The 20,075-nt window shown below is 47.6% G+C and carries 10 protein-coding genes; 7 read left to right on the top strand and 3 right to left on the bottom strand.

Annotated elements, in window-relative coordinates; genetic code table 11:
* The first annotated feature begins 54 nt into the window (after positions 1 to 54).
* On the top strand, positions 55 to 3,384 hold the full coding sequence (locus ACDC99_RS08645; protein ID WP_370756585.1) for a T9SS type A sorting domain-containing protein: 3,330 nt from the start codon (positions 55 to 57) through the stop codon (positions 3,382 to 3,384).
* 1,740 nt (positions 3,385 to 5,124) lie between these two features.
* Here the strand turns inward: ACDC99_RS08645 and ACDC99_RS08640 are convergent.
* The 3 genes from ACDC99_RS08640 to ACDC99_RS08630 form a co-directional block, all read right to left on the bottom strand.
* Positions 5,125 to 6,009, bottom strand: a complete 885-nt coding sequence (locus tag ACDC99_RS08640) for an IS3 family transposase (RefSeq protein WP_042517742.1) — start codon at positions 6,007 to 6,009, stop codon at positions 5,125 to 5,127.
* Between the two features lie 32 nt (positions 6,010 to 6,041).
* The gene (locus ACDC99_RS08635) at positions 6,042 to 6,482 is read right to left on the bottom strand and encodes a hypothetical protein (protein ID WP_052484576.1); all 441 of its coding nucleotides are present in this window, start codon (positions 6,480 to 6,482) and stop codon (positions 6,042 to 6,044) included.
* A 429-nt stretch (positions 6,483 to 6,911) separates the two neighbouring features.
* A complete protein-coding gene (locus ACDC99_RS08630; protein WP_042517114.1) occupies positions 6,912 to 7,937 on the bottom strand; it encodes an IS110 family RNA-guided transposase in 1,026 nt (341 codons plus the stop codon).
* 1,186 nt (positions 7,938 to 9,123) lie between these two features.
* Between ACDC99_RS08630 and ACDC99_RS08625 the strand changes: the two genes are divergently transcribed.
* The 6 genes from ACDC99_RS08625 (at position 9,124) to ACDC99_RS08600 (ending at position 19,982) form a co-directional block, all read left to right on the top strand.
* Positions 9,124 to 11,145 carry an Omp28-related outer membrane protein gene (locus ACDC99_RS08625; RefSeq protein WP_370756584.1) on the top strand — a complete coding sequence of 674 codons (2,022 nt, stop codon included), beginning with the start codon at positions 9,124 to 9,126 and terminating at the stop codon, positions 11,143 to 11,145.
* A gap of 259 nt (positions 11,146 to 11,404) precedes the next feature.
* The gene (locus ACDC99_RS08620) at positions 11,405 to 13,189 is read left to right on the top strand and encodes a T9SS type A sorting domain-containing protein (protein ID WP_370756583.1); all 1,785 of its coding nucleotides are present in this window, start codon (positions 11,405 to 11,407) and stop codon (positions 13,187 to 13,189) included.
* A gap of 33 nt (positions 13,190 to 13,222) precedes the next feature.
* On the top strand, positions 13,223 to 15,019 hold the full coding sequence (locus tag ACDC99_RS08615; protein WP_370756582.1) for a hypothetical protein: 1,797 nt from the start codon (positions 13,223 to 13,225) through the stop codon (positions 15,017 to 15,019).
* Between the two features lie 610 nt (positions 15,020 to 15,629).
* Positions 15,630 to 16,655 (top strand): IS110 family RNA-guided transposase, encoded by a 1,026-nt coding sequence (locus ACDC99_RS08610; protein ID WP_042517114.1) that lies wholly within the window; start codon positions 15,630 to 15,632, stop codon positions 16,653 to 16,655.
* Positions 16,656 to 17,039: 384 nt separating this feature from the next.
* Positions 17,040 to 18,386 carry an adenylosuccinate lyase gene (purB, locus tag ACDC99_RS08605; protein ID WP_370756581.1) on the top strand — a complete coding sequence of 449 codons (1,347 nt, stop codon included), beginning with the start codon at positions 17,040 to 17,042 and terminating at the stop codon, positions 18,384 to 18,386.
* 63 nt (positions 18,387 to 18,449) lie between these two features.
* Positions 18,450 to 19,982 carry a pseudouridine synthase gene (locus ACDC99_RS08600; RefSeq protein ID WP_370756580.1) on the top strand — a complete coding sequence of 511 codons (1,533 nt, stop codon included), beginning with the start codon at positions 18,450 to 18,452 and terminating at the stop codon, positions 19,980 to 19,982.
* Positions 19,983 to 20,075 lie beyond the last annotated feature (93 nt).

The following is a 20,075-nucleotide window of genomic DNA, read 5'->3' as shown; positions in this document are numbered from 1 at the left end:
CGAATGAGTTTTCGTTTAATATGACACATGTTTAATCAATTAACTTTTAAGACAATGAAAAAAACATTTCTTACTTTCCTCTTTGCTGGGGTTATGGCCTTCTCCGCATTCGGACAGCAGAAGGTCAAGACATTCCCGACACTTGAGCGTACCAAGGCTAAGTCGCCTGCTAAGGTGGAAGCCCCGTCTTACGCTCCTTCGGGAATCGACGACAAGGCACTCGGAACCAAGATCTACGCAACACAGATCGAGGACGAGTCAAAGATGCGTAGCTGGCTTTATTTCAATACCTCTAACCCAGGTAAGCTGAACCGCATCAGAGAGTTTGAAAATGCTATCGGTGAGCAGCTGAATGGTCTCTTCCTTGGTTGCTGGGGTGGCGACAAGTATTATGGATTCTATGGTGCGGCTGGCATGAATTCCAACATGCCTGACTTGGAGTGGCGCGGCTTCGAGGATTTCGTGTCCCTCGATGTCGAAACCGGTGAGACTACCTCAATCAAGAATTTGCGTAATGTTGAGGGAAAATATACCGTAGTTTGGTATAACAGACCTGGTGATCAGGCTTTCCCTGTCATCCAGGACATGTCTTACAATCCTTCAGAAGACCTGGTCTATGCAATGGCAAAATATCAGAAGGATGAGTATACAGATGCTGTTTCTATCCTTTATACTATAGACAAGGAGACTGGTGAACTGAGTGAAGTTAAAAGATTCCAAGACCAGATTCTTGATTTCTGCTTCGACTACGAAGGCAACATGTATGCCGTAGCTATTTATTGGACTAATGCTGAGGACGGAGGCTTCCAGTGGTCTGGTACGCTTCTCAACAAATACGATGCAGAGTTCGAGAAGGTAGACGGCAAGCCAATGCGTATCAAGGATATGGACAAGAAGGACGTACTCGTAAACGGTTACGGCTCTCTCTCGTTCGACTATACGACAGGCGACCTCTACCTCGCTTCCCTCATCGCATCTACAGATGGTTTAAGCAACTACGACCGTTTCGTGAAACTCAATCCTGAGACCGGCAAGTATGTTGACTATCCACAGTCTTTCTTTCCTGGCAACATGATCGTTGGTATGTATATCCCTTACTTCAAGGCTGACAACCGTGATGCAGCAGGTCGCGTTACCGACCTCACAGCTACACCTAACCCACAGGGTGCTACCGACATTACGCTCGCTTGGAAGAACCCTACCACAACATGGGCTGGCGACGAGCTGAAGGAACTTGCCAATGTGCAGATATATCGCAAGAACGCTTCTTATACCAAGGGCGTGAATTCTTCAGAAGAGCTCTTTGACAATTCCAAGCTTATCGCTACCGTTGCTGCTACAGCAGAGAACATCGGTAAGGAGATGACATGGAAAGACACTGAGCCGGAGACTGGCATCAACACATATTATATCGTGCCATGCCGTGTGGACGGTGAGAAGGGTGTGCCAGACAGCATCCGTGCCGTTGCCGGTGCTGATATCCCTGGCGTTGTGACAAACTTCACTGCCGCTCTCGATGGTGAGAACGTCAAGCTCACATGGGATGCTCCGGTTGACGGAAAGAACAACGGTTACGTTGACCCTGCTTCTCTGAAGTATGACATCGTTCGTAACCCGGGCGAGAAGACAGTTGCTTCTGACCTCGCGGCTACTACATTCACCGATGAGGAGGTTGCTTCTCTCGTTAGAGGCAAGTACTCATACACTATCGTTGCCAAGACACCGGCAGGTGTGAGCGGCGCTGTGGTTTCCAACGATGTTGAGGCTGGTATTCCACCACTTCCACCAGTGAAGTTCGGTACAGAGACTGAGGATGAGGCTGGACAGTGGACAGCATTTGAGAACCCGATGGCTGGCGATGGCAATGTATGGAATTATGCAGATTGGAACCACACATATCAGCTCACCGTTTACGCTGGAGTAGGTGGGGACTGGACTGCATCTCCTGCATTCCGTATGGAGAAGGGTAGGACATACCTCTTCACTTCTAAGTTCAACAACGGTTGGCCTGAAGTTGGTCACACAATCGGCCGCTACGTTGGTACAACTCCTACTCTCGAAGGTATGACAGAGAAGATCGGTGAGGAGACTGAGTATAGCGCTTCTGGTTACATCAATCCGATCGTGACATACGAGGACAAGTTCACTGCTCCTGAGGACGGTACTTACTACTTCGGTTTCTGTATATCAGACAATACAGATTACGATACATTCAACTTCTATGGCGTAGAGATTGAGCCTATGTTTGCTAACGACATCAAGGCTCTCGACCTCGAGATCTTCGGTGGCGACGCTGTGAGCGGCAACTACAACAAGTGCAAGGCTAACGTCAAGAACAACGGTAGCGAGATTGTCGAGGCTGGTTCTTACAAGGTTGAGGTACTCCAGAACATCGACGGCGTAGAGACTGTTGTTGGTTCTACAGAGGAGACTCCTGTCGTTCGCGCTGAGTCTACAGCTGATGTTAATGTAGAGTTCATACCGCAGGGCGAGGGTGACTATAACTTCTCATTCCGCGTCGTTTACTCTAAGGACGAGTTCAACGGCAACAACACTTCTGAGGCTAAGAAGGTAAATGTTATCCCATTCGGCGACGCTACTCCATGGTCTATGGTAGTTACTGGCGAAGATGAGTGGGATGCTACTTACACTCCGACTTGCTGTGTAGGCGGCGTCAGCGGTTCACAGTCTATCTATCTGAAGTCAGACTTCGCCGAGAAGCCAAGCGACTCTAACATTATCGAGCGTATCGGTTATGAGTATGACAGCACCGGCTTTAATGATGCTCTTCCTATCGGTACATTCACCGTATGGATGGCAAACAGCGACCTCACAGAGTTCACTGATGCTTCTCAGTGGCTTGATGAGTCTACTATGACACAGGTCTTCAACGGTCCTGTTACTCTCTATCCTGGCAATGACAACATGCTTTCACTGAAGCTCGACACTCCATTCGAGTATGACCCAACCAAGAGCCTCGTTATCTGCGCTCAGCAGGAGGGTTCTGTAAATCCAGAGTTCCCTGCACTGTGGAGAGTATTCAACTGGGGTGGTGCTCGCAACAGATCACTCCGCTTCTGGGCTCCTAAGTCAAAGAACACATTCTGCGAGGCTTCTGCAGCAGCTCTCTTCGTAGGCTTCAAGCAGAATCTCACTGGCATCCAGGATGTGAACAACGGCGCAGCCGGCAATGTTTACTACAATGCTGAGACTGGCAAGCTCGTTCTCGGTGGTGCTCAGGCTGATGTGTTCGACCTCAGCGGTAAGCTTGTCCGTTCTTACAACGGCGTATCTCAGGTGGCTCCAAGTCTCCCAGCAGGTATGTATGTTGTAAAGGCTCGCACTGCCAATGGCACACAGAGCGTAAAGGTGACTGTGAAGTAATCTTTTGATAAACAATACAATCTATACGGACCTGTCCTTTCCTTCGGGTGAGGATAGGTCTTTTCCGTTTCTGTCCATGCCGTAGGCTGGGGACACAACGACTTCATCCACCCTTTCATCTGTCCTATCCTTCCTTCAGTAGAGGCATATTACTCAGCCACAGACATCAGCCCCCTCTCGTTCTCCCCCGAAGGGGAGATGCAGGTTACTCTAGTTTGTGGGTAAGCCATTTAATATCAGACAACCGAGAGTATCTGTCCCTCCCCTACGGGGGAGGCTAGGTGGGGGCTGAAGTCAATAGTAGGTGTAACCATGCAGATGGAACCAGACATACATTTAGTTTTTTGATACACAATAAACAATCTATACGGACCTGTCCTTTCCTTCGGGTGAGGATAGGTCTTTTCCGTTTCTGTCCATTCCGTAGGCTGGGGACACAACGACTTCATCCACCCTTTCATCTGTCCTATCCTTCCTTCAGTAGAGGCATATTACTCAGCCACAGACATCAGCCCCCTCTCGTTCTCCCCCGAAGGGGAGATGCAGGTTACTTTTGTTTGTGGGTAAGCCATTTAATATCAGACAACCGAGAGTATCTGTCCCTCCCCCTACGGGGGAGGCTAGGTGGGGGCTGAAGTCAATAGTAGGTGTAATAAAGGTATCTGAAGTGGGAGCACCATAGTGCTCGCAAATCCGGCTTAATCCCTCCCAAAATCCAAGCATCATTAACCAATAAAATCAAAAAATTATCCGTGAAAGACCAATCCGTGCTCCTCGGTGTTATCAGTGTTTAATTTTTTGATTTGTGGCCCTGCCGAAGGCCAGGGACACAACTTCAACACTGAACTAATATATCAGTGATAATAAATTTGTCCATCAGCCTTCGGCGATGGACAAAAAATTAAACACGGATTTAACGGAGAACACGGATTTGACTTTTTCACTGATTTTTTTTCTTAAACCCAAATCGGTCATTAGGGCTTGCCTGGATTTTGTTCTTTTAGAAGAGTGGATTTTGTTTGGCTTTTAATGAGTAATAGCGAGCTATTACGAATTAAAAACAAGCAAAAGACGCCTTATAAAAAACAAAAGACTGCAAGCAGTAAATATAAAATACAATAAACGGCCTAATGACCGTTTTGGGTTAAACCTGTATTCTTTGGATTTATTTGTGGATTTTCGTGGATTTGCGAATGCTTGTGGCACTCCCTTTTTCTGAAAAGCATCTGATGATTCTTAGCCAGTGGAAATCTCACCCCAATTCACCTAAAATGACATAAAACCTAAAATCGGTAAAAACTGTCAGATTATCTGGTTTTTTGTTGTAATGCTCTGACAAATAGACAGTTGACTACCTGGCGATTGACTATTCCTAAAATTAGTTGACAGAATTGGATGCGATTAACTAATTAGGTTTACTACTTTTATTCAGTTCTCTGTTTTACTTTACAAGTTCTGTTAGTTGAACTGATTTGTTTTACAAGATTTCATCAGTAAACTGATTTGCTTTACTACCTTCTCGCATTCCAATTGCAAAGTTAATGATTATTCCTTTGATTAGTGCAAGAAATAAAAATATTTCGTAATTTTGCTGTCAGAAGCCGAAGAGGAAGCGAGCTCTGCTGAGGAGCAACTCGCCAGCAATAGGTTTCTGCATCACACTGAAATAGTGGTATGGGCGTTGTCTTTCGGGGCAGCGCCCATTATTTTAGGAGATGCTGTATGGCTAAGAAAAACCTATCAGCTGCCTGTGGCAGCAGGTCTGTTCCATGGATTGCACCAACACCTTTTTTGTTCTCCAACTTCTGTATGTACCGTTTCGGGAGTCTTGTATCCAATGCTCATATGCGGACGTTCTGTATTATAGAAACGTATGATACGAGTCAGTTCTTCCTTACAATTCTCTATTGACGGTATGCTCATCTTGTAGAGCCATTCTGTTTTGATGATGCCATTGGCGCGTTCTGCAATGGCATTTTCGAGAGGATCACCGCTTTGGGTCATGCTTATCATTATATTATGTGCCTTTAGCTCCTTAACGTATGCAGCACTACAGTACTGGCTTCCTCTATCAGAATGATGGATGAGACGGGATGCTGTTTCATCGTCAATTGTTGCCAGTGCCATACGCAGTGCCTCCAATGGGTATATGGTTTCCAAGGTCGGTCCTACTGCCCATCCCACAATCTTATGAGAATAGGCATCCGTGATAAGCGACAAGTAACACACACCCTCAGTTGTTTCTATGTACGTTATGTCACTGACCCATATTTCGTTAGGTCGCATGGGAACCACATCCTTTATCAAGTTGTCATATTTGTGGTAATGATGACTGGAGTCAGTTGTCTTGTAGTGACGACGTCTTTTCAACTGCACCATCAATCCATTGGCACGGAGCAATTCTATGAACGCATCTCGTCCAGGCATACGATCAGTGGATTCAAACAAGCGTTTGACGATGAGGTATAGTTTGGCACAACCAAGTCCAGGGTTATCCTTACGGTATTCTCTGGCCTTCTCCACTATCATGGTTTCTAAGGCATTATCGACAAAGTCATTGTCTGGATCTTCACGGTTGTAGAACGACTGTCTGCTATAACCAAACAGCCTGCAAAGGGTATTCATCGATGCTGGTGAAGACTCTTCGCGGAGCAGACTTACTGTTTGGTGCCAGATTTTTTTCTTATTGGAATATTGAATCTTTCTTCTGCAAGGTTAATCATTGTGTCGTAGGCATGGGCACGTAGTTTCTCTAGTTCTGCCTCTTTTCTTGCTTTCTTGAGCTCTGCTTTCAATTCTCTGATCTGCTCGTCTTTACTTTTGTTTGCCATAGTGTCATCGTTGTTCTCCTGCAAAGATACTAAACGATTTTCAGAAAGATAACGACCTACCCAAGAAAACAGCACCTGAATGTTGGAAATATGATGTTTCTCAACTAATTCCTCAGGCGTATTCTCGCCTTTAAGGAAATCAAGTGCAGCAAGTACTCGATCTTCTTCATCATGAATGTAGCGAGTGGATTCTACCCATACCCATTCATACTGACCTGTCGCTTCATTTAGGACACGATCTCTTTCACGTTTTACTTTTGTTCTCATACACTTTTGTTTTAGGCATCCAAAAGTGTCAAGTTTTTTTAGGGTAAGTCAGATTGTCAGCCAATTGTCTGGATGGTTTGCTGGTGAAAAGAATTGTCAGGTGTGAGCAATCGTCAGATGAAAGTAATTGTCAGATGTTAGGAATTTAGACAACAGAGATTGTCTGTGTTGGCAGAATCCTGAAAACAGGGATATGAGTATGCAATATGAATTAGTTGGGCATTTGTCTGACAGCAAATCTGCCCAAGTGGGGCAAGCACGTTGCCCATGTTGGGCAAGCACGTTACCCCCGTTGGGCAAGCACCGTGCCCAATTTTAGCCCAAAACCGTCATTAGATCATATAATGGTCATTCGAATTAAGTGTGCACTGATTTAACCCAAATCGCTTTCTATGTTAATATCCAAATGTTTTGACCATTATTTTCAATTTATGCTGAGATTTTATATTCAGGGGTGAATGTTTGGCGATTTCTGACCATGGCTGTGACCAAATGTACAAGTTTGTTCTTGACATTGTTCAGTGCAACCTGCTTCTTCTTTCCTCGTTCTACGAGGCGCATGTAGTACCTCGCCATAATGGGATTGAAGTTGACGGCAGCTAGTGCCGCTTGCGTCAGCATGGCCTTTATCTGGCGGTTAGCCATATAATGTACATGCGGATCGGAATGCACACTGGTTCCCGAATCTTTGCCAAATGGAGCTAGGCCGTAATAGCAGGCAATCTTGCGTGAGTCGTAGTTGAAACGCCGGAAGTTGTCGGTGTACACCATCAGGCACACAGCGTTCTGCGTTCCTATGCCAGGCACCGAGGTCACGATGGTGAACACCTCGGTGAGTTCCTCGTCCGACTTGATGAGATCGGCAATGCGCTTATCTATCTTCTCTATCTCCTTATTGAGTTCAGAGACGATGTGCCGTCCGCTCTGCGAAATCATTGTCTTGACTGGCGACTTCTCCATAGTGAGTCGCTTTTCGCCTCTACGCACCTGGAAACTGCATCTGTGTCTTACGATCATCTGACGGTATAGGAACAGCTCACGCAGTTGTGTAAGCGACTCGCTAAGAGGCTCGTACATAACGGCTTTATCGTAATTCCTCATGGCGTATTCTGCAATCATCGAGGCGTCAGCACGGTCAGACTTCAATCGTCTAAGACCAGATGCGTCTTTGATGCTCTTTGCGTTCTCAAGCCACATGTCGTAGCCTTTACCGTAGAGGAAGTTGCACAGTCCCTTGCTGTAGTCGCCCGTGTTCTCGCCACAGAAGAGCCACAAGGACGAGTCGATACCGCAGGAATTCTGCTCAACCCACTTGACCAACTGCCTATAGCCAGACACGGTTGTCTTGAACTCGTTGAACACTCTAGCAGCGGTTTCTGCCAGTCCGTCTGCAAAAAGGATAGCCACATCAACTTTTTCTTTCGAAAAATCAACTCCGATAAATAAATTCTTCATAACTTTGTACGAGTTATATTGTGTAGAATTGGTCAATAGTTGTATGGACTAACACTCTAACAAGGCTCAGAGCCGATAACTTTCTATCTGGTCTTTGCAACTATGTCGATGAGGACCTAAACGATTTATAGCTTTACGGCTGGGTCATTAGCTGGTTTACCTCTTCGACAGACCGATTCTACCTTTTTACAACAAAGGTACGAAACTGTCTTTAGCAATCATAGTTTTACCTTGATTATTTTGGAGTTTATGCGACTTCGTCGCAATCTTCTGCAAACTTAGAGGTCATTAGGACGTTTAAAGTGTAATTTTAATAACTGCTTGCAGTCTTTTGTTTTTATAAGGTGTCTTTTGCTTGTTTTTAATTCGCAATAGCTCGCTATTACTCATTAAAAGCCAAACAAAATCCACTCTTCTAAAATAACAAAATCCAAGCAAGCCCTAATAACCGATTTGGGTTTAAATCCGCCAACGTGTTAATATCCTACCTTATAGTATATTTCTTGATTAGTGTTAAGGAAACCTTCAGTTTTGCCTTCTCCATTGAGCAATATCTATTAAACCCAAATCGGTCATTAGGCCGTTTAATGTCATATTTTACAACTGCTTGCAGTCTTTTGCTTTTTATAAGGTGTCTTTTGCCTGTTTTTAATTCGCAATAGCTCGCTATTACTCATTAAAAGCCAAACAAAATCCACTCTTCTAAAAAAACAAAATCCAGGCAAGCCCTAACGACCGATTTGGGTTAAAAAAGTATTTAGCGTGATTTCTAATCGTCTGATTTGCCGTAATATAATGTTAAAAAACATTACAAACTATTTGAGGTATTGAAATTAATTCCTATTTTTGCAACGCTATTTCGGAAATATTATGAACAAACAATAAAAACACTTGTGATTGTCGTAACCTTAGACGCTTCCAATTCAGTCATTGTATTGACATTATAGGGTTATCGGCTTTCGATGGTTTTCCCGTGGAAATAGTTCCTGCGGTATCGACCATTCAAGTATTCTAAATATTGTGAGATAAAACAACGAAACTTTTTTTTTATTTATATAACTATTAAAAATGTGAAAAATATTTACTTTACTTTTTGTTGTCTGCCAGTTGGTATGTACATCATCAAGGTGCGCACGGCAGACGGCAATGTACAGAGTGTAAAACTTAATATCAATAAATAATCATTATGAGAAACAACAGAAATAAGTTGTTTCTGTTATCCATCGCAAGTCTTCCCCTCTTTGAGGGGGACTTGTTTGGCATGACAGGAACTCCATTGATGCCAGCCCCACAGGCTGTTATCACCAAGGCAACAGTAACAAAGAAAGATGCAGGTATGCGTCTAGGTCCGAGTGAGACATATAAGAGCATTGGCAAATACTGTATCCCTGTATCACAGGTTGAGGAAGACACTCCAGTGTCTCACACCATGTGTCAGGCTATCCGCCTCCCGGCAAGCCTGCTCAACAAGTATGTCGGCTGCAAGATCGACTCTATAGAGGTTGTGCTCGGTGCAAGAACCGGTAATGACGAGGCAGTAGAGGGTGTGAAGCGTGGCAATGGTCTCACTGCTTTCGTATGTAAGGATCTTGACAAGGTAATCGAGGGAGATGTCCTCACTTCGGTATCTACACAGGATTACGCTTCCGGTTACAACAAGTTCAAGTTCAACAACTCTGTGACCATCGAGAAAGACCAGGATCTCTATCTCGGTTATTATATCACCCTTACACCAGGCGAGAACCTCGACGCCGTCGCTTTCGACGATCCTATCGTGATGGGTTATTCCGGTGAGAAGGGCAACTCGTTCATCGCCCTCGACTTCTACTGGCAGAGCAACAGCAGTTTTCCTACGGCTGTGAACGGACAGCTATATTATATGAACGCTGCCATCCGCGGTATCGCTTCCGGCGACAAGTTCCCTGACGGTGACGTAGGTCTCATCAGCATCTCTTCTGGCAACGACTACTACGTGGAGTGCAATTCACCAGCCACATATCAGGCTAAGATCCGCAACTACAGTCCTGAGACTGTGAAGAGCATGGAGTTCTCTGTATCAGTAAACGGCAAGGAGTCTGACAACGTAGTGTTGAACGACCTCAACGTGCCGAGTCACGAGATCACCACTATCGACGTGCCAGGCGTGAAGATCAACCATGAGGGTAACCTCGACGTGAAGCTCACTGTAAAGAAGGTGAACGGTGTTGACGATTCGGATGTTGCCGACAACGATATGACTTCAAGCAGCTTCGCATATCGCGAGGGCGGTCAGATCCTTCGTCGTAACGTGCTCCTCGAGCAGTTCACATCAGAGGGCTACAGTGAAGCAGAATTTGTGGACGAGTCATACAAGGAGTTCCTGGCAGACCAGAGCAACGTTATCTGGGTTAAGCACCATGTCAAGACTAAAGGTGGCTTCATAGACCAGTTCGTTACCGACTTCGAGAAGAAATATGTTTCTCTCTATGGCGGTGCTTCAACATTCTTCCCGGCAGCTTGTTTCGACCGTATGAAGTTCCTCGGCATGCAAGATCCAGGTCCTGCTTACTTTGTAGAGAGCAATGTGGCATTTGAAGCTATGCTCGGCAACGTGAACCTGATTCCTTCGTTCGCAGAGCTTAACGTCCGTCCAAAGCACAACGAGGCTGACAACACTATCACCGTCAAGGTGAACTTGAACACTCAGGCTAATGTGATGCCTGGTCAGACAGACCTCCGCCTCACTACATGGCTCGTTGAGGATGGTATCGTGAGCACAGAGCAGAAGGGCGTAAGCGGTGAGTATATCCAGGACGGTGTTATCCGTGCCGTGCTCAGCGAGGACGTTTGGGGTGACAAGGTGGACATCAGCAGCTACTCTGCAAGCAAGGAGTACAGCATCGCCGTTGATCCCAAATGGAACCTCGCAAACATGCGCGTCGTTTCATTCCTGAGCAACTACGATCCTACAAACAAGGTTTACCAGCTCTACAACAGCCGCGAGTCTAAGGTACAGGTGTCTTCAGGCATCAGTTCTGTAGTCCTCACCCCAGACTCTATGGTAACAGTGACCGACGGCAACGTTGAGGCTATCAACGGCAACACACTGGTTGGCGTTCACGACCTCTCCGGCCGTAGCTTCACTGGCAAGAACCTGCCTAAGGGTATGTACATCGTTACAGTTTCTGACGGCAAGCAGCAGTCTGCTGTCAAGGTTGTAGTGAAGTAATATGAACGACCACGTGATGAATGATCCGCGCCGCAAGTGATTGCAGAATCCGGCGGAGTGGATGATCAGAAGAACGAAAAGCGACGGATAATCAGTTTTCCGTCAGCTACAGATACAAGTCTAAGCTCCAGGGTGAAAATTCCCTGGGGCTTATTCCCCAAACACACGTACAGACACAGTCAACTTGCTCGTCTCAAGTTATGCTTATTGACACAAGAAGACATTACCTTTATTTGTAATAACTAACAATACTTTCACAATGAGAAAAAACTTACTTATATTCATTTTTCTCTTGCTCTTCTCCACATCAGCACTTGCAGTGGAAAGAGTGATCAAATGGGGATATAGCACAACAGACATCGACGGTGAGTTCGGCATGAGTTCATCTACCGGCGGTGCCATCTACATTCCTGCCGAAGTGGCACAGCTCTACAAAGGTTTCACTCTGAAAGGCGTTATGGCAGGACTTGCTGCCGACGCAAGCAGCGTGACCGTATTCGCCACGAAAACACTCGGAGGAACCAACCTCGCCTCTGCCACGAAATCAAACGTAGGCAAGGGTGACAATGAAATTGAATTCGACGCCCCATATACGATAGACGGTGACGCCTTCTATGTGGGCTATACATACAGCGGATCTGCAAATGCCCTGGGATGCTGCAACCTGAAGAGCCAGGATGGCTGCTGGGTGAACATCGGCGGATCATGGCAGAACTATGCTTCGCAGAACAAGACGCTGAATATCCGCGCAATGATTGCAGGCGACTCAAAGGAACTGCCTAACGACGCAGCGCTGCTCACTCTGCAGGAGGGAGCAGAGGTGGAACTCGGCAAGACACTGACGCTGACTGGACGCTACATCTCTTTCAGTCCCAACTTCACAAAGAAATATTCTCTCCTCATCAGCATTGATGGAGTGGAGCAGAAGACGGAGGAGATATCAAAGATAAACGTTGGACCTAACGTGGAGAACTCTTTCAAGGTGGAACTCGACCCGTTCACAAGCGTAGGCACACACACCGTGAGCATCACGCTGACCAAATTCGGCACTGCCGACGATGCCTATGCTGGCAACAATACCGTTACCACTACAGTGAACGTGAAGCAGAAGATACCTGTGCGCCGTCATGTGCTTGAGACATATACGTCCCTCGACTGCGGATGGTGCCCCGGAGCAGGTGTCGCCATGAAACGCCTGTATGAGAAATATCCGGACAACTTCATCGGTATAGAGGTGTATGGTGACTTTTTCACATCACTCTATGCCCCTTCTTACAGTGAGTTCGCTTTCGCCTATACCCCAGTCAGCAAGCTCAACCGCAACTATAACGTAGACTCTCCAACATCTACATCAGGAACAATTACATATATCAATTATCTTGGATTGAAGAGCGACGTGGACGTTACGGTGAAGGGCAGCATCGTGCCCGGAACACAGAACCAGGTGGAGGCTGTCGCTACTGCAGAGTTCGTCAACTCACAGTCGCTTGCCAACTACCGTTGGGCATTCGTCGTGACAGAGAATGATGTCTGCGACAAGGGATACGAACAGAAGAACTACTATGCCGGAGGCGGCCACGGCTCCATGGACGGATGGGAGAACTACGGTAGCTATACCACTGCTGTTCCGCCGACCCATGTGGCACGTGCCATCTACGACTACAACGGCGTGTACGGAAGTTTCCCGTCAAGCGTTACTGCCTTCGAACCGGTGGAGTATAGAAAGGTGCTCGAATTGCCGGGTAACATCGCCGATAATACCAAGCTCAATATCATCGCCCTGCTCTTCAACTCTATCAGCGGCGAGATTATCAATGCCTGCGAGGCACAGATCACCGGCGGCACCTCGTCGATAGCCGATGTACAGGACACCGCATCGCCAAACATCGCCGTTGCCAACGGCAGTATCATCGCCGACGGCGCTCTGAGCGTTTATACCGCGAACGGCGAGCAGGTGGAGAATGCCAACCTCAAGAGCGGACTCTATGTGGTGAGAGTGGTGAAAGACGGAAATACAATGACAAAGAAAGTGTTAGTGAAATAATTAATCCTATATTTAATCTATAAGAACTTAAAAATGAAAAGACTATCATTGATCCTCATGGCAGTGCTCATGTCAGTTACCGTAGCGCTTGCCGATCAGTATTGCTTCTTCGGCTACGGCACAACCACACAGACTGGTGTGCTCACGGAGAACACATCAGCTAAGTGTGCTATCTACATTCCGGCAGAAGTGGCAAGCCGCTACAAGGGATGCTACATCAATAAGGTGAGAGTGGGTCTCGCATCAAGATCCACCACTCTGAAGGTGTTTATCACCAAAGACCTCAACTCTTATGACGTTACAGGTACATCAGACGCAGCATATAGCGGAACTAACGACGTGCAGACAACAGAAAAGTTTCAGATCAGCGGAGAAGAGGGCTTCTACGTAGGTTATGAAGTGACAGGTACAGCTCCTATCGTTGCCGTTTCTAACGTGTACAACGAGAACGGTTGCTGGGCTGACCTCGGCGACGGATGGAAGAACTATGCTGCAGAGGGCGAAACAAAGTCTCCAGTGCTTTGTCTCGACGCTCGTATCAGCGGTGAAAAGGTGCCACTGGACGCTTGTCTGATATCTGCAAACAGCACAGTTTCTACAGTCGGCGAGCCAGCAACACTCTCTGCTACAGTAAAGAACCAGTGCTATACCAAGATCACGAAGCTCAGCGTGGCTTACTCTATCGACGGTGGCGAGGAGAAGACAGCCGAGAGCGGCAAGATAAGCATCCTTACAGGTAAGGACGCAGTCGTTACATTCACTGACCCGGAGGCTAATCTGGCTCTTGGCGTGCACGACGTGAAGATGCGTATCCTTCAGGTAAACGGCAAGGACGACGAGGTGGCTGACAACAACAGCGGTGAGTCTCTCATCAACGTTCTGCAGTTCGTTCCCGGCAAGCGTCTCTTCGTTGAGGAGCAGACCGGTATCGGTTGTGGCTTCTGTCCACGTGGTATCGTAGGATTTCAGTATATGAGCGAGAAATATCCTTCACAGTTCGTTGGCGTTGCAGTACACTGCTATATTGACAATAGAGGTCCTCTCGCACCGACAGACTATGCGGAATTTGTAAAAGGCTTGATCAACGGCGGTTTCCCTGGCTCTACAGTAATGCGCCAGAACTCGACAACTCCATCAGGCGACAACCTGGAGGTAATCCTGAAGAACCTCAGCAAGATTACTCCAGAGATGCACATCGATGTAGAGTCTAAGCTCTCTGCAGACGAGAAATCTGTTGACGTTACAGCAATGGTAACTCCTCTCATCAAGAAGGCAGGTGCACGCTACAAGCTTGGTTTTATCCTCACTGAGGACAATGTGACAGGTTATAGCCAGGCAAACAACTTCTCAGGTGGCTCATACGGCGAGATGGGGGGCTGGGAGAACAAGGGCAGCTATGTAAGCGACCCATTGCAGCATGTTGCCCGTGCTACCTTCGGTTATGAGGGTATCGAGGGAAGCATTCCCACAGAGTTCAACCTCAACGAGGTAATCAACTACAACGTTCAGATTCCTATTCCTTCAACAGTTCAGAACAAGAAGAACCTCAACGCTATCGCTATCCTCATCGACTCTCTCACAGGTTATGTAGACAACGCTGCTGAGGCACACGTCGGCGCTAACTCTGCAGACTGCATCGAGACAACAGAGAATGCCGCTTCACCAGTGGTACGCATCCAGAACGGCAACCTCGTTGTTGACGGTTACAACGGAAACGTTAAGGTTTATACCCTCGACGGAACACAGGTTGCTCCAACATCTCTCTCTCACGGCATCTACGTAGTGAAGGGTGAGGGCGCCCAGCAGTTCGTAAAGCGTATCGCTTACTAATCAGATATCAGTGCGTCGCTTACTAATCAGATAAAAAGCGCATCGTTTCATAACCTGATAGTTTTCTCTATCAGTTAGGAAACTTCTCGCAATACTTTAAAGTGTATCAAGTTCGGGACCGTCCCGTTTCTTGATACACTTTTTCAGTTCAACCCGAATCGGTCGTTAGGGCTTGCTTGGATTTTGTTCTTTTAGAAGAGTGGATTTTGTTTGGCTTTTAATGAGTAATAGCGAGCTATTGCGAATTAAAAACAGACAAAAGACGCCTTATAAAAAACAAAAGACTGCAAGCAGTAATTAAAAAATACAATAAACGGCCTAATGACCTCTAAGTTTGCAGAAGATTGCGACGAAGTCGCATAAACTCCAAAATAATCAAGGTAAAACTATGATTGCTAAAGACAGTTTCGTACCTTTGTTGTAAAAAGGTAGAATCGGTCTGTCGAAGAGGTAAACCAGCTAATGACCCAGCCGTAAAGCTATAAATCGTTTAGGTCCTCATCGACATAGTTGCAAAGACCAGATAGAAAGTTATCGGCTCTGAGCCTTGTTAGAGTGTTAGTCCATACAACTATTGACCAATTCTACACAATATAACTCGTACAAAGTTATGAAGAATTTATTTATCGGAGTTGATTTTTCGAAAGAAAAAGTTGATGTGGCTATCCTTTTTGCAGACGGACTGGCAGAAACCGCTGCTAGAGTGTTCAACGAGTTCAAGACAACCGTGTCTGGCTATAGGCAGTTGGTCAAGTGGGTTGAGCAGAATTCCTGCGGTATCGACTCGTCCTTGTGGCTCTTCTGTGGCGAGAACACGGGCGACTACAGCAAGGGACTGTGCAACTTCCTCTACGGTAAAGGCTACGACATGTGGCTTGAGAACGCAAAGAGCATCAAAGACGCATCTGGTCTTAGACGATTGAAGTCTGACCGTGCTGACGCCTCGATGATTGCAGAATACGCCATGAGGAATTACGATAAAGCCGTTATGTACGAGCCTCTTAGCGAGTCGCTTACACAACTGCGTGAGCTGTTCCTATACCGTCAGATGATCGTAAGACACAGATGCAGTTTCCAGGTGCGTAGAGGCGAAAAGCGACTCACTATGGAGAAGTCGCCAGTCAAGACAATGATTTCGCAGAGCGGACGGCACATCGTCTCTGAACTCAATAAGGAGATAGAGAAGATAGATAAGCGCATTGCCGATCTCATCAAGTCGGACGAGGAACTCACCGAGGTGTTCACCATCGTGACCTCGGTGCCTGGCATAGGAACGCAGAACGCTGTGTGCCTGATGGTGTACACCGACAACTTCCGGCGTTTCAACTACGACTCACGCAAGATTGCCTGCTATTACGGCCTAGCTCCATTTGGCAAAGATTCGGGAACCAGTGTGCATTCCGATCCGCATGTACATTATATGGCTAACCGCCAGATAAAGGCCATGCTGACGCAAGCGGCACTAGCTGCCGTCAACTTCAATCCCATTATGGCGAGGTACTACATGCGCCTCGTAGAACGAGGAAAGAAGAAGCAGGTTGCACTGAACAATGTCAAGAACAAACTTGTACATTTGGTCACAGCCATGGTCAGAAATCGCCAAACATTCACCCCTGAATATAAAATCTCAGCATAAATTGAAAATAATGGTCAAAACATTTGGATATTAACATAGAAAGCGATTTGGGTTCAAAGACTACTCTTCGTGTCATGGTGATTCTTAGGGGGCAGCTGCAAGCAAACCATTCCCTCCCCAACGGGGGAGGACAGGTGGGGGCTGAAGCCGGTTACTTTCCCGTCCAAGAACTGCTGCCATTGGGGGCATTCAGCTTTATTTGCGGTCAATAATGAATGTTGAATATTGAATTGAAAACCATAACATTATTCTTGTTCTAATGCCATTTTTTTCAAATAAACCCAAGAAAGCAACAATTTTTATGATACATTTATCTCATATAGATAGGAAATAAAAATATTAATTAGTAAATTTGCAGCCAAATACGTATTACTTTTTTAAATTATGACACTTGACGCATTGACAGCCGTATCACCAATCGACGGCCGCTATAGAGGAAAAACAGAGAAATTGGCAGATTATTTCTCAGAGTATGCTTTGATAAAATACCGCATCCGTGTGGAAATCGAATATTTCATAACGCTTTGCGAATTGCCTTTGCCACAGCTGGCAGACTTCGATCACAAACATTTCGACAGCCTCCGCGACATCTACCGCAAGTTTGACGAGGAGGGCGCATCGCGCGTCAAGGATATCGAGAAGATAACCAACCACGACGTGAAGGCCGTGGAATATTATATCAAGGAACAGCTCGACAAACTCGGAGATTTCGAGAAATACAAGGAGTTCATTCACTTCGGACTCACATCGCAGGATATTAACAACACATCCGTGCCTCTCTCCATCAAGGATGCCCTCAACGAGGTCTACATCCCGCAGATTGAGGAACTGACAGAACAGCTGAAGACCTATGCTGAGGAGTGGAAAGACGTGCCTATGCTCGCCAAGACCCACGGTCAGCCGGCTTCTCCAACCCGTCTGGGCAAGGAAATCATGGTCTTCGCATATCGTCTCGACAAACAGGTGGAGATGCTCAAGGCTTGTCCTATGACAGCCAAGTTCGGAGGTGCTACCGGAAACTTCAACGCCCACCACGTGGCTTATCCGGAATACGACTGGCGCGAGTTCGGCAACAAGTTCGTAAGCGAAAAGCTCGGTCTGGAGCGTGAGCAGTACACCACACAGATCAGCAACTACGATTGCCTCGGTGCCGTGTTCGACGCTTTGCGCCGTATCAACACTATAATCATCGACCTCGACCGCGACTTCTGGATGTATATCTCAATGGAATACTTCAAGCAGAAGATAAAGGCAGGCGAAGTAGGCTCAAGCGCTATGCCACACAAGGTGAATCCTATCGACTTCGAGAACAGCGAGGGCAACATGGGAATGGCAAACGCAATACTCCAGTTCCTGGCTCAGAAGCTCCCTGTAAGCCGTCTGCAGCGCGACCTCACCGACTCTACGGTGCTCCGCAACGTAGGCGTACCGATGGGCCACGGCATGATTGCAATGCAGAGCACCCTCAAGGGACTCCGCAAGCTCATCCTCAACGAACATAAGATAAGCGAAGACCTCGACAACACATGGGCGGTGGTGGCTGAGGCGATACAGACAGTATTGCGTCGCGAGGCTTACCCACATCCTTATGAGGCACTCAAGGCCCTCACCCGTACCAATGAGACAATGACGGAGGAGACAATCCATGAGTTCATCAAGACTCTTAATGTCAGTGATGCCGTGAAGGCTGAGCTGATGGCTATCACGCCACACTCATACACTGGCATCTGATTATAAACAATATCTTTTTATTTACAGCCGTGAGGCTATTTCAACAAACAACTATTAATTATTATGGCAGAAGAATTCGACAACAAGACGGAGAACATATCCGCACAGAGTAACGGGGGTGGCCGCGAGGGCTATCGCTCGAATGATTATCAAGGTGGAGGCTATCGCAGCAACGGCGGACGTACCATGCGTCCTCGTATCGGCGGAGCCCAGCGCGCCTACAGCACAAATCGTAGCTATGACAACAACAATGACGGCGGCTTCCGTCCGGAAGGTTTCGGTGCAGGTTTGCAGCACGACAACAACGGCGGCGGCTACCAGCAGCGTGGCGGTCAGGGCGGCTATCGTCCTCGCTACAACCAGGGCGGCGACAACGGCGGCTACCAGCAGCGTGGCGGTCAGGGCGGCTATCGTCCTCGCTACAACCTGGACGGCGACAACGGCGGCTATCAGCAGCGTGGCGGTCAGGGCGGCTATCGTCCTCGCTACAATCAGGACGGTGACAACGGCGGCTATCAGCAGCGTGGCGGTCAGGGCGGCTATCGTCCTCGCTACAACCAGGACGGCGACAACGGCGGCTACCAGCAGCGTGGCGGTTATCAGCAGCGCGGCGGTCAGGGCGGTTATGGCAACCGTCAGGGCGGTTATCAGCAGCGCGGCGGTCAGGGCGGTTATGGCAACCGTCAGGGCGGTTATCAGCAGCGCGGCGGCCAGGGCGGTTATGGCAACCGTCAGGGTGGCTATCAGCAGCGTGGCGGTCAGGGCGGTTATGGCAACCGTCAGGGTGGCTATCGTCCTCGCACAGCCGACTACGATCCAAATGCAAAGTACAGTCTCAAGAAGAGAATAGAATATAAGGAAGTCAACGTAGACCCGGATGCACCGGTACGTCTGAACAAGTTCCTCGCCAACGCCGGCGTTTGCAGCCGTCGTGAGGCCGACGCATTCATCCAGGCAGGTGTGGTTACCGTCAACGGACAGGTAGTCACAGAGCTCGGTACAAAGGTGAAGCGCAGCGACGAGATCAAGTTCCACGACCAGAACGTGTCTCTCGAGAAGAAGGTCTACGTGCTCCTCAACAAGCCAAAGGACTATGTTACAACAAGCGACGACCCACAGCAGCGCAAGACTGTGATGGACCTCGTGAAGAACGTTTGTCCTGAGCGTATCTATCCTGTAGGACGCCTCGACAGAAACACCACCGGTGTGCTTCTGCTCACCAACGACGGTGACCTCGCCAGCAAGCTCACACATCCTAAGTTCTTGAAGAAGAAGGTCTACCACGTATACCTCGACAAGAACGTCACTGCTCACGACATGCAGCAGATTGCCGAGGGCATCACTCTCGACGACGGTGAGGTGCATGCAGACGCCATCGAGTATGCTCATCCTACAGACAAGAGCCAGGTGGGCATCGAGATCCACAGCGGCCGCAACCGTATCGTGCGCCGTATCTTCGAAAGCCTCGGCTATAGAGTGGTTAAGCTCGACCGCGTGCAGTTTGCTGGACTCACAAAGAAGAACCTGCGTCGTGGCGACTGGCGCTTCCTCACCGAGAAGGAGGTTGACATGCTGCGCATGGGAGCGTTCGAATAATCGAATACAACTATAAGGAAGGCTCAGAGAAGGACTCTGGGCTTTCTGAGTTTTTCTTCACAGCGGCGGATTGTCACATCCGGCAGCTGTGAC

Origin of the sequence: Prevotella pectinovora, assembly GCF_041323955.1 — a bacterium.
Lineage (GTDB): Bacteria > Bacteroidota > Bacteroidia > Bacteroidales > Bacteroidaceae > Prevotella > Prevotella pectinovora.
Note: the sequence above shows the minus strand (reverse complement) of the source record. Positions and strands in the feature narration are given on the sequence as shown.

Excerpts from the sequence above, each read along its gene's own strand:
- ACDC99_RS08645 (WP_370756585.1), top strand. The coding sequence starts at position 55 with ATGAAAAAAACATTTCTTACTTTCCTCTTTGCTGGGGTTATGGCCTTC.
- ACDC99_RS08640 (WP_042517742.1), bottom strand. The coding sequence starts at position 6,009 with ATGAATACCCTTTGCAGGCTGTTTGGTTATAGCAGACAGTCGTTCTAC.
- ACDC99_RS08635 (WP_052484576.1), bottom strand. The coding sequence starts at position 6,482 with ATGAGAACAAAAGTAAAACGTGAAAGAGATCGTGTCCTAAATGAAGCG.
- ACDC99_RS08630 (WP_042517114.1), bottom strand. The coding sequence starts at position 7,937 with ATGAAGAATTTATTTATCGGAGTTGATTTTTCGAAAGAAAAAGTTGAT.
- ACDC99_RS08625 (WP_370756584.1), top strand. The coding sequence starts at position 9,124 with ATGAGAAACAACAGAAATAAGTTGTTTCTGTTATCCATCGCAAGTCTT.
- ACDC99_RS08620 (WP_370756583.1), top strand. The coding sequence starts at position 11,405 with ATGAGAAAAAACTTACTTATATTCATTTTTCTCTTGCTCTTCTCCACA.
- ACDC99_RS08615 (WP_370756582.1), top strand. The coding sequence starts at position 13,223 with ATGAAAAGACTATCATTGATCCTCATGGCAGTGCTCATGTCAGTTACC.
- ACDC99_RS08610 (WP_042517114.1), top strand. The coding sequence starts at position 15,630 with ATGAAGAATTTATTTATCGGAGTTGATTTTTCGAAAGAAAAAGTTGAT.
- purB (WP_370756581.1), top strand. The coding sequence starts at position 17,040 with ATGACACTTGACGCATTGACAGCCGTATCACCAATCGACGGCCGCTAT.
- ACDC99_RS08600 (WP_370756580.1), top strand. The coding sequence starts at position 18,450 with ATGGCAGAAGAATTCGACAACAAGACGGAGAACATATCCGCACAGAGT.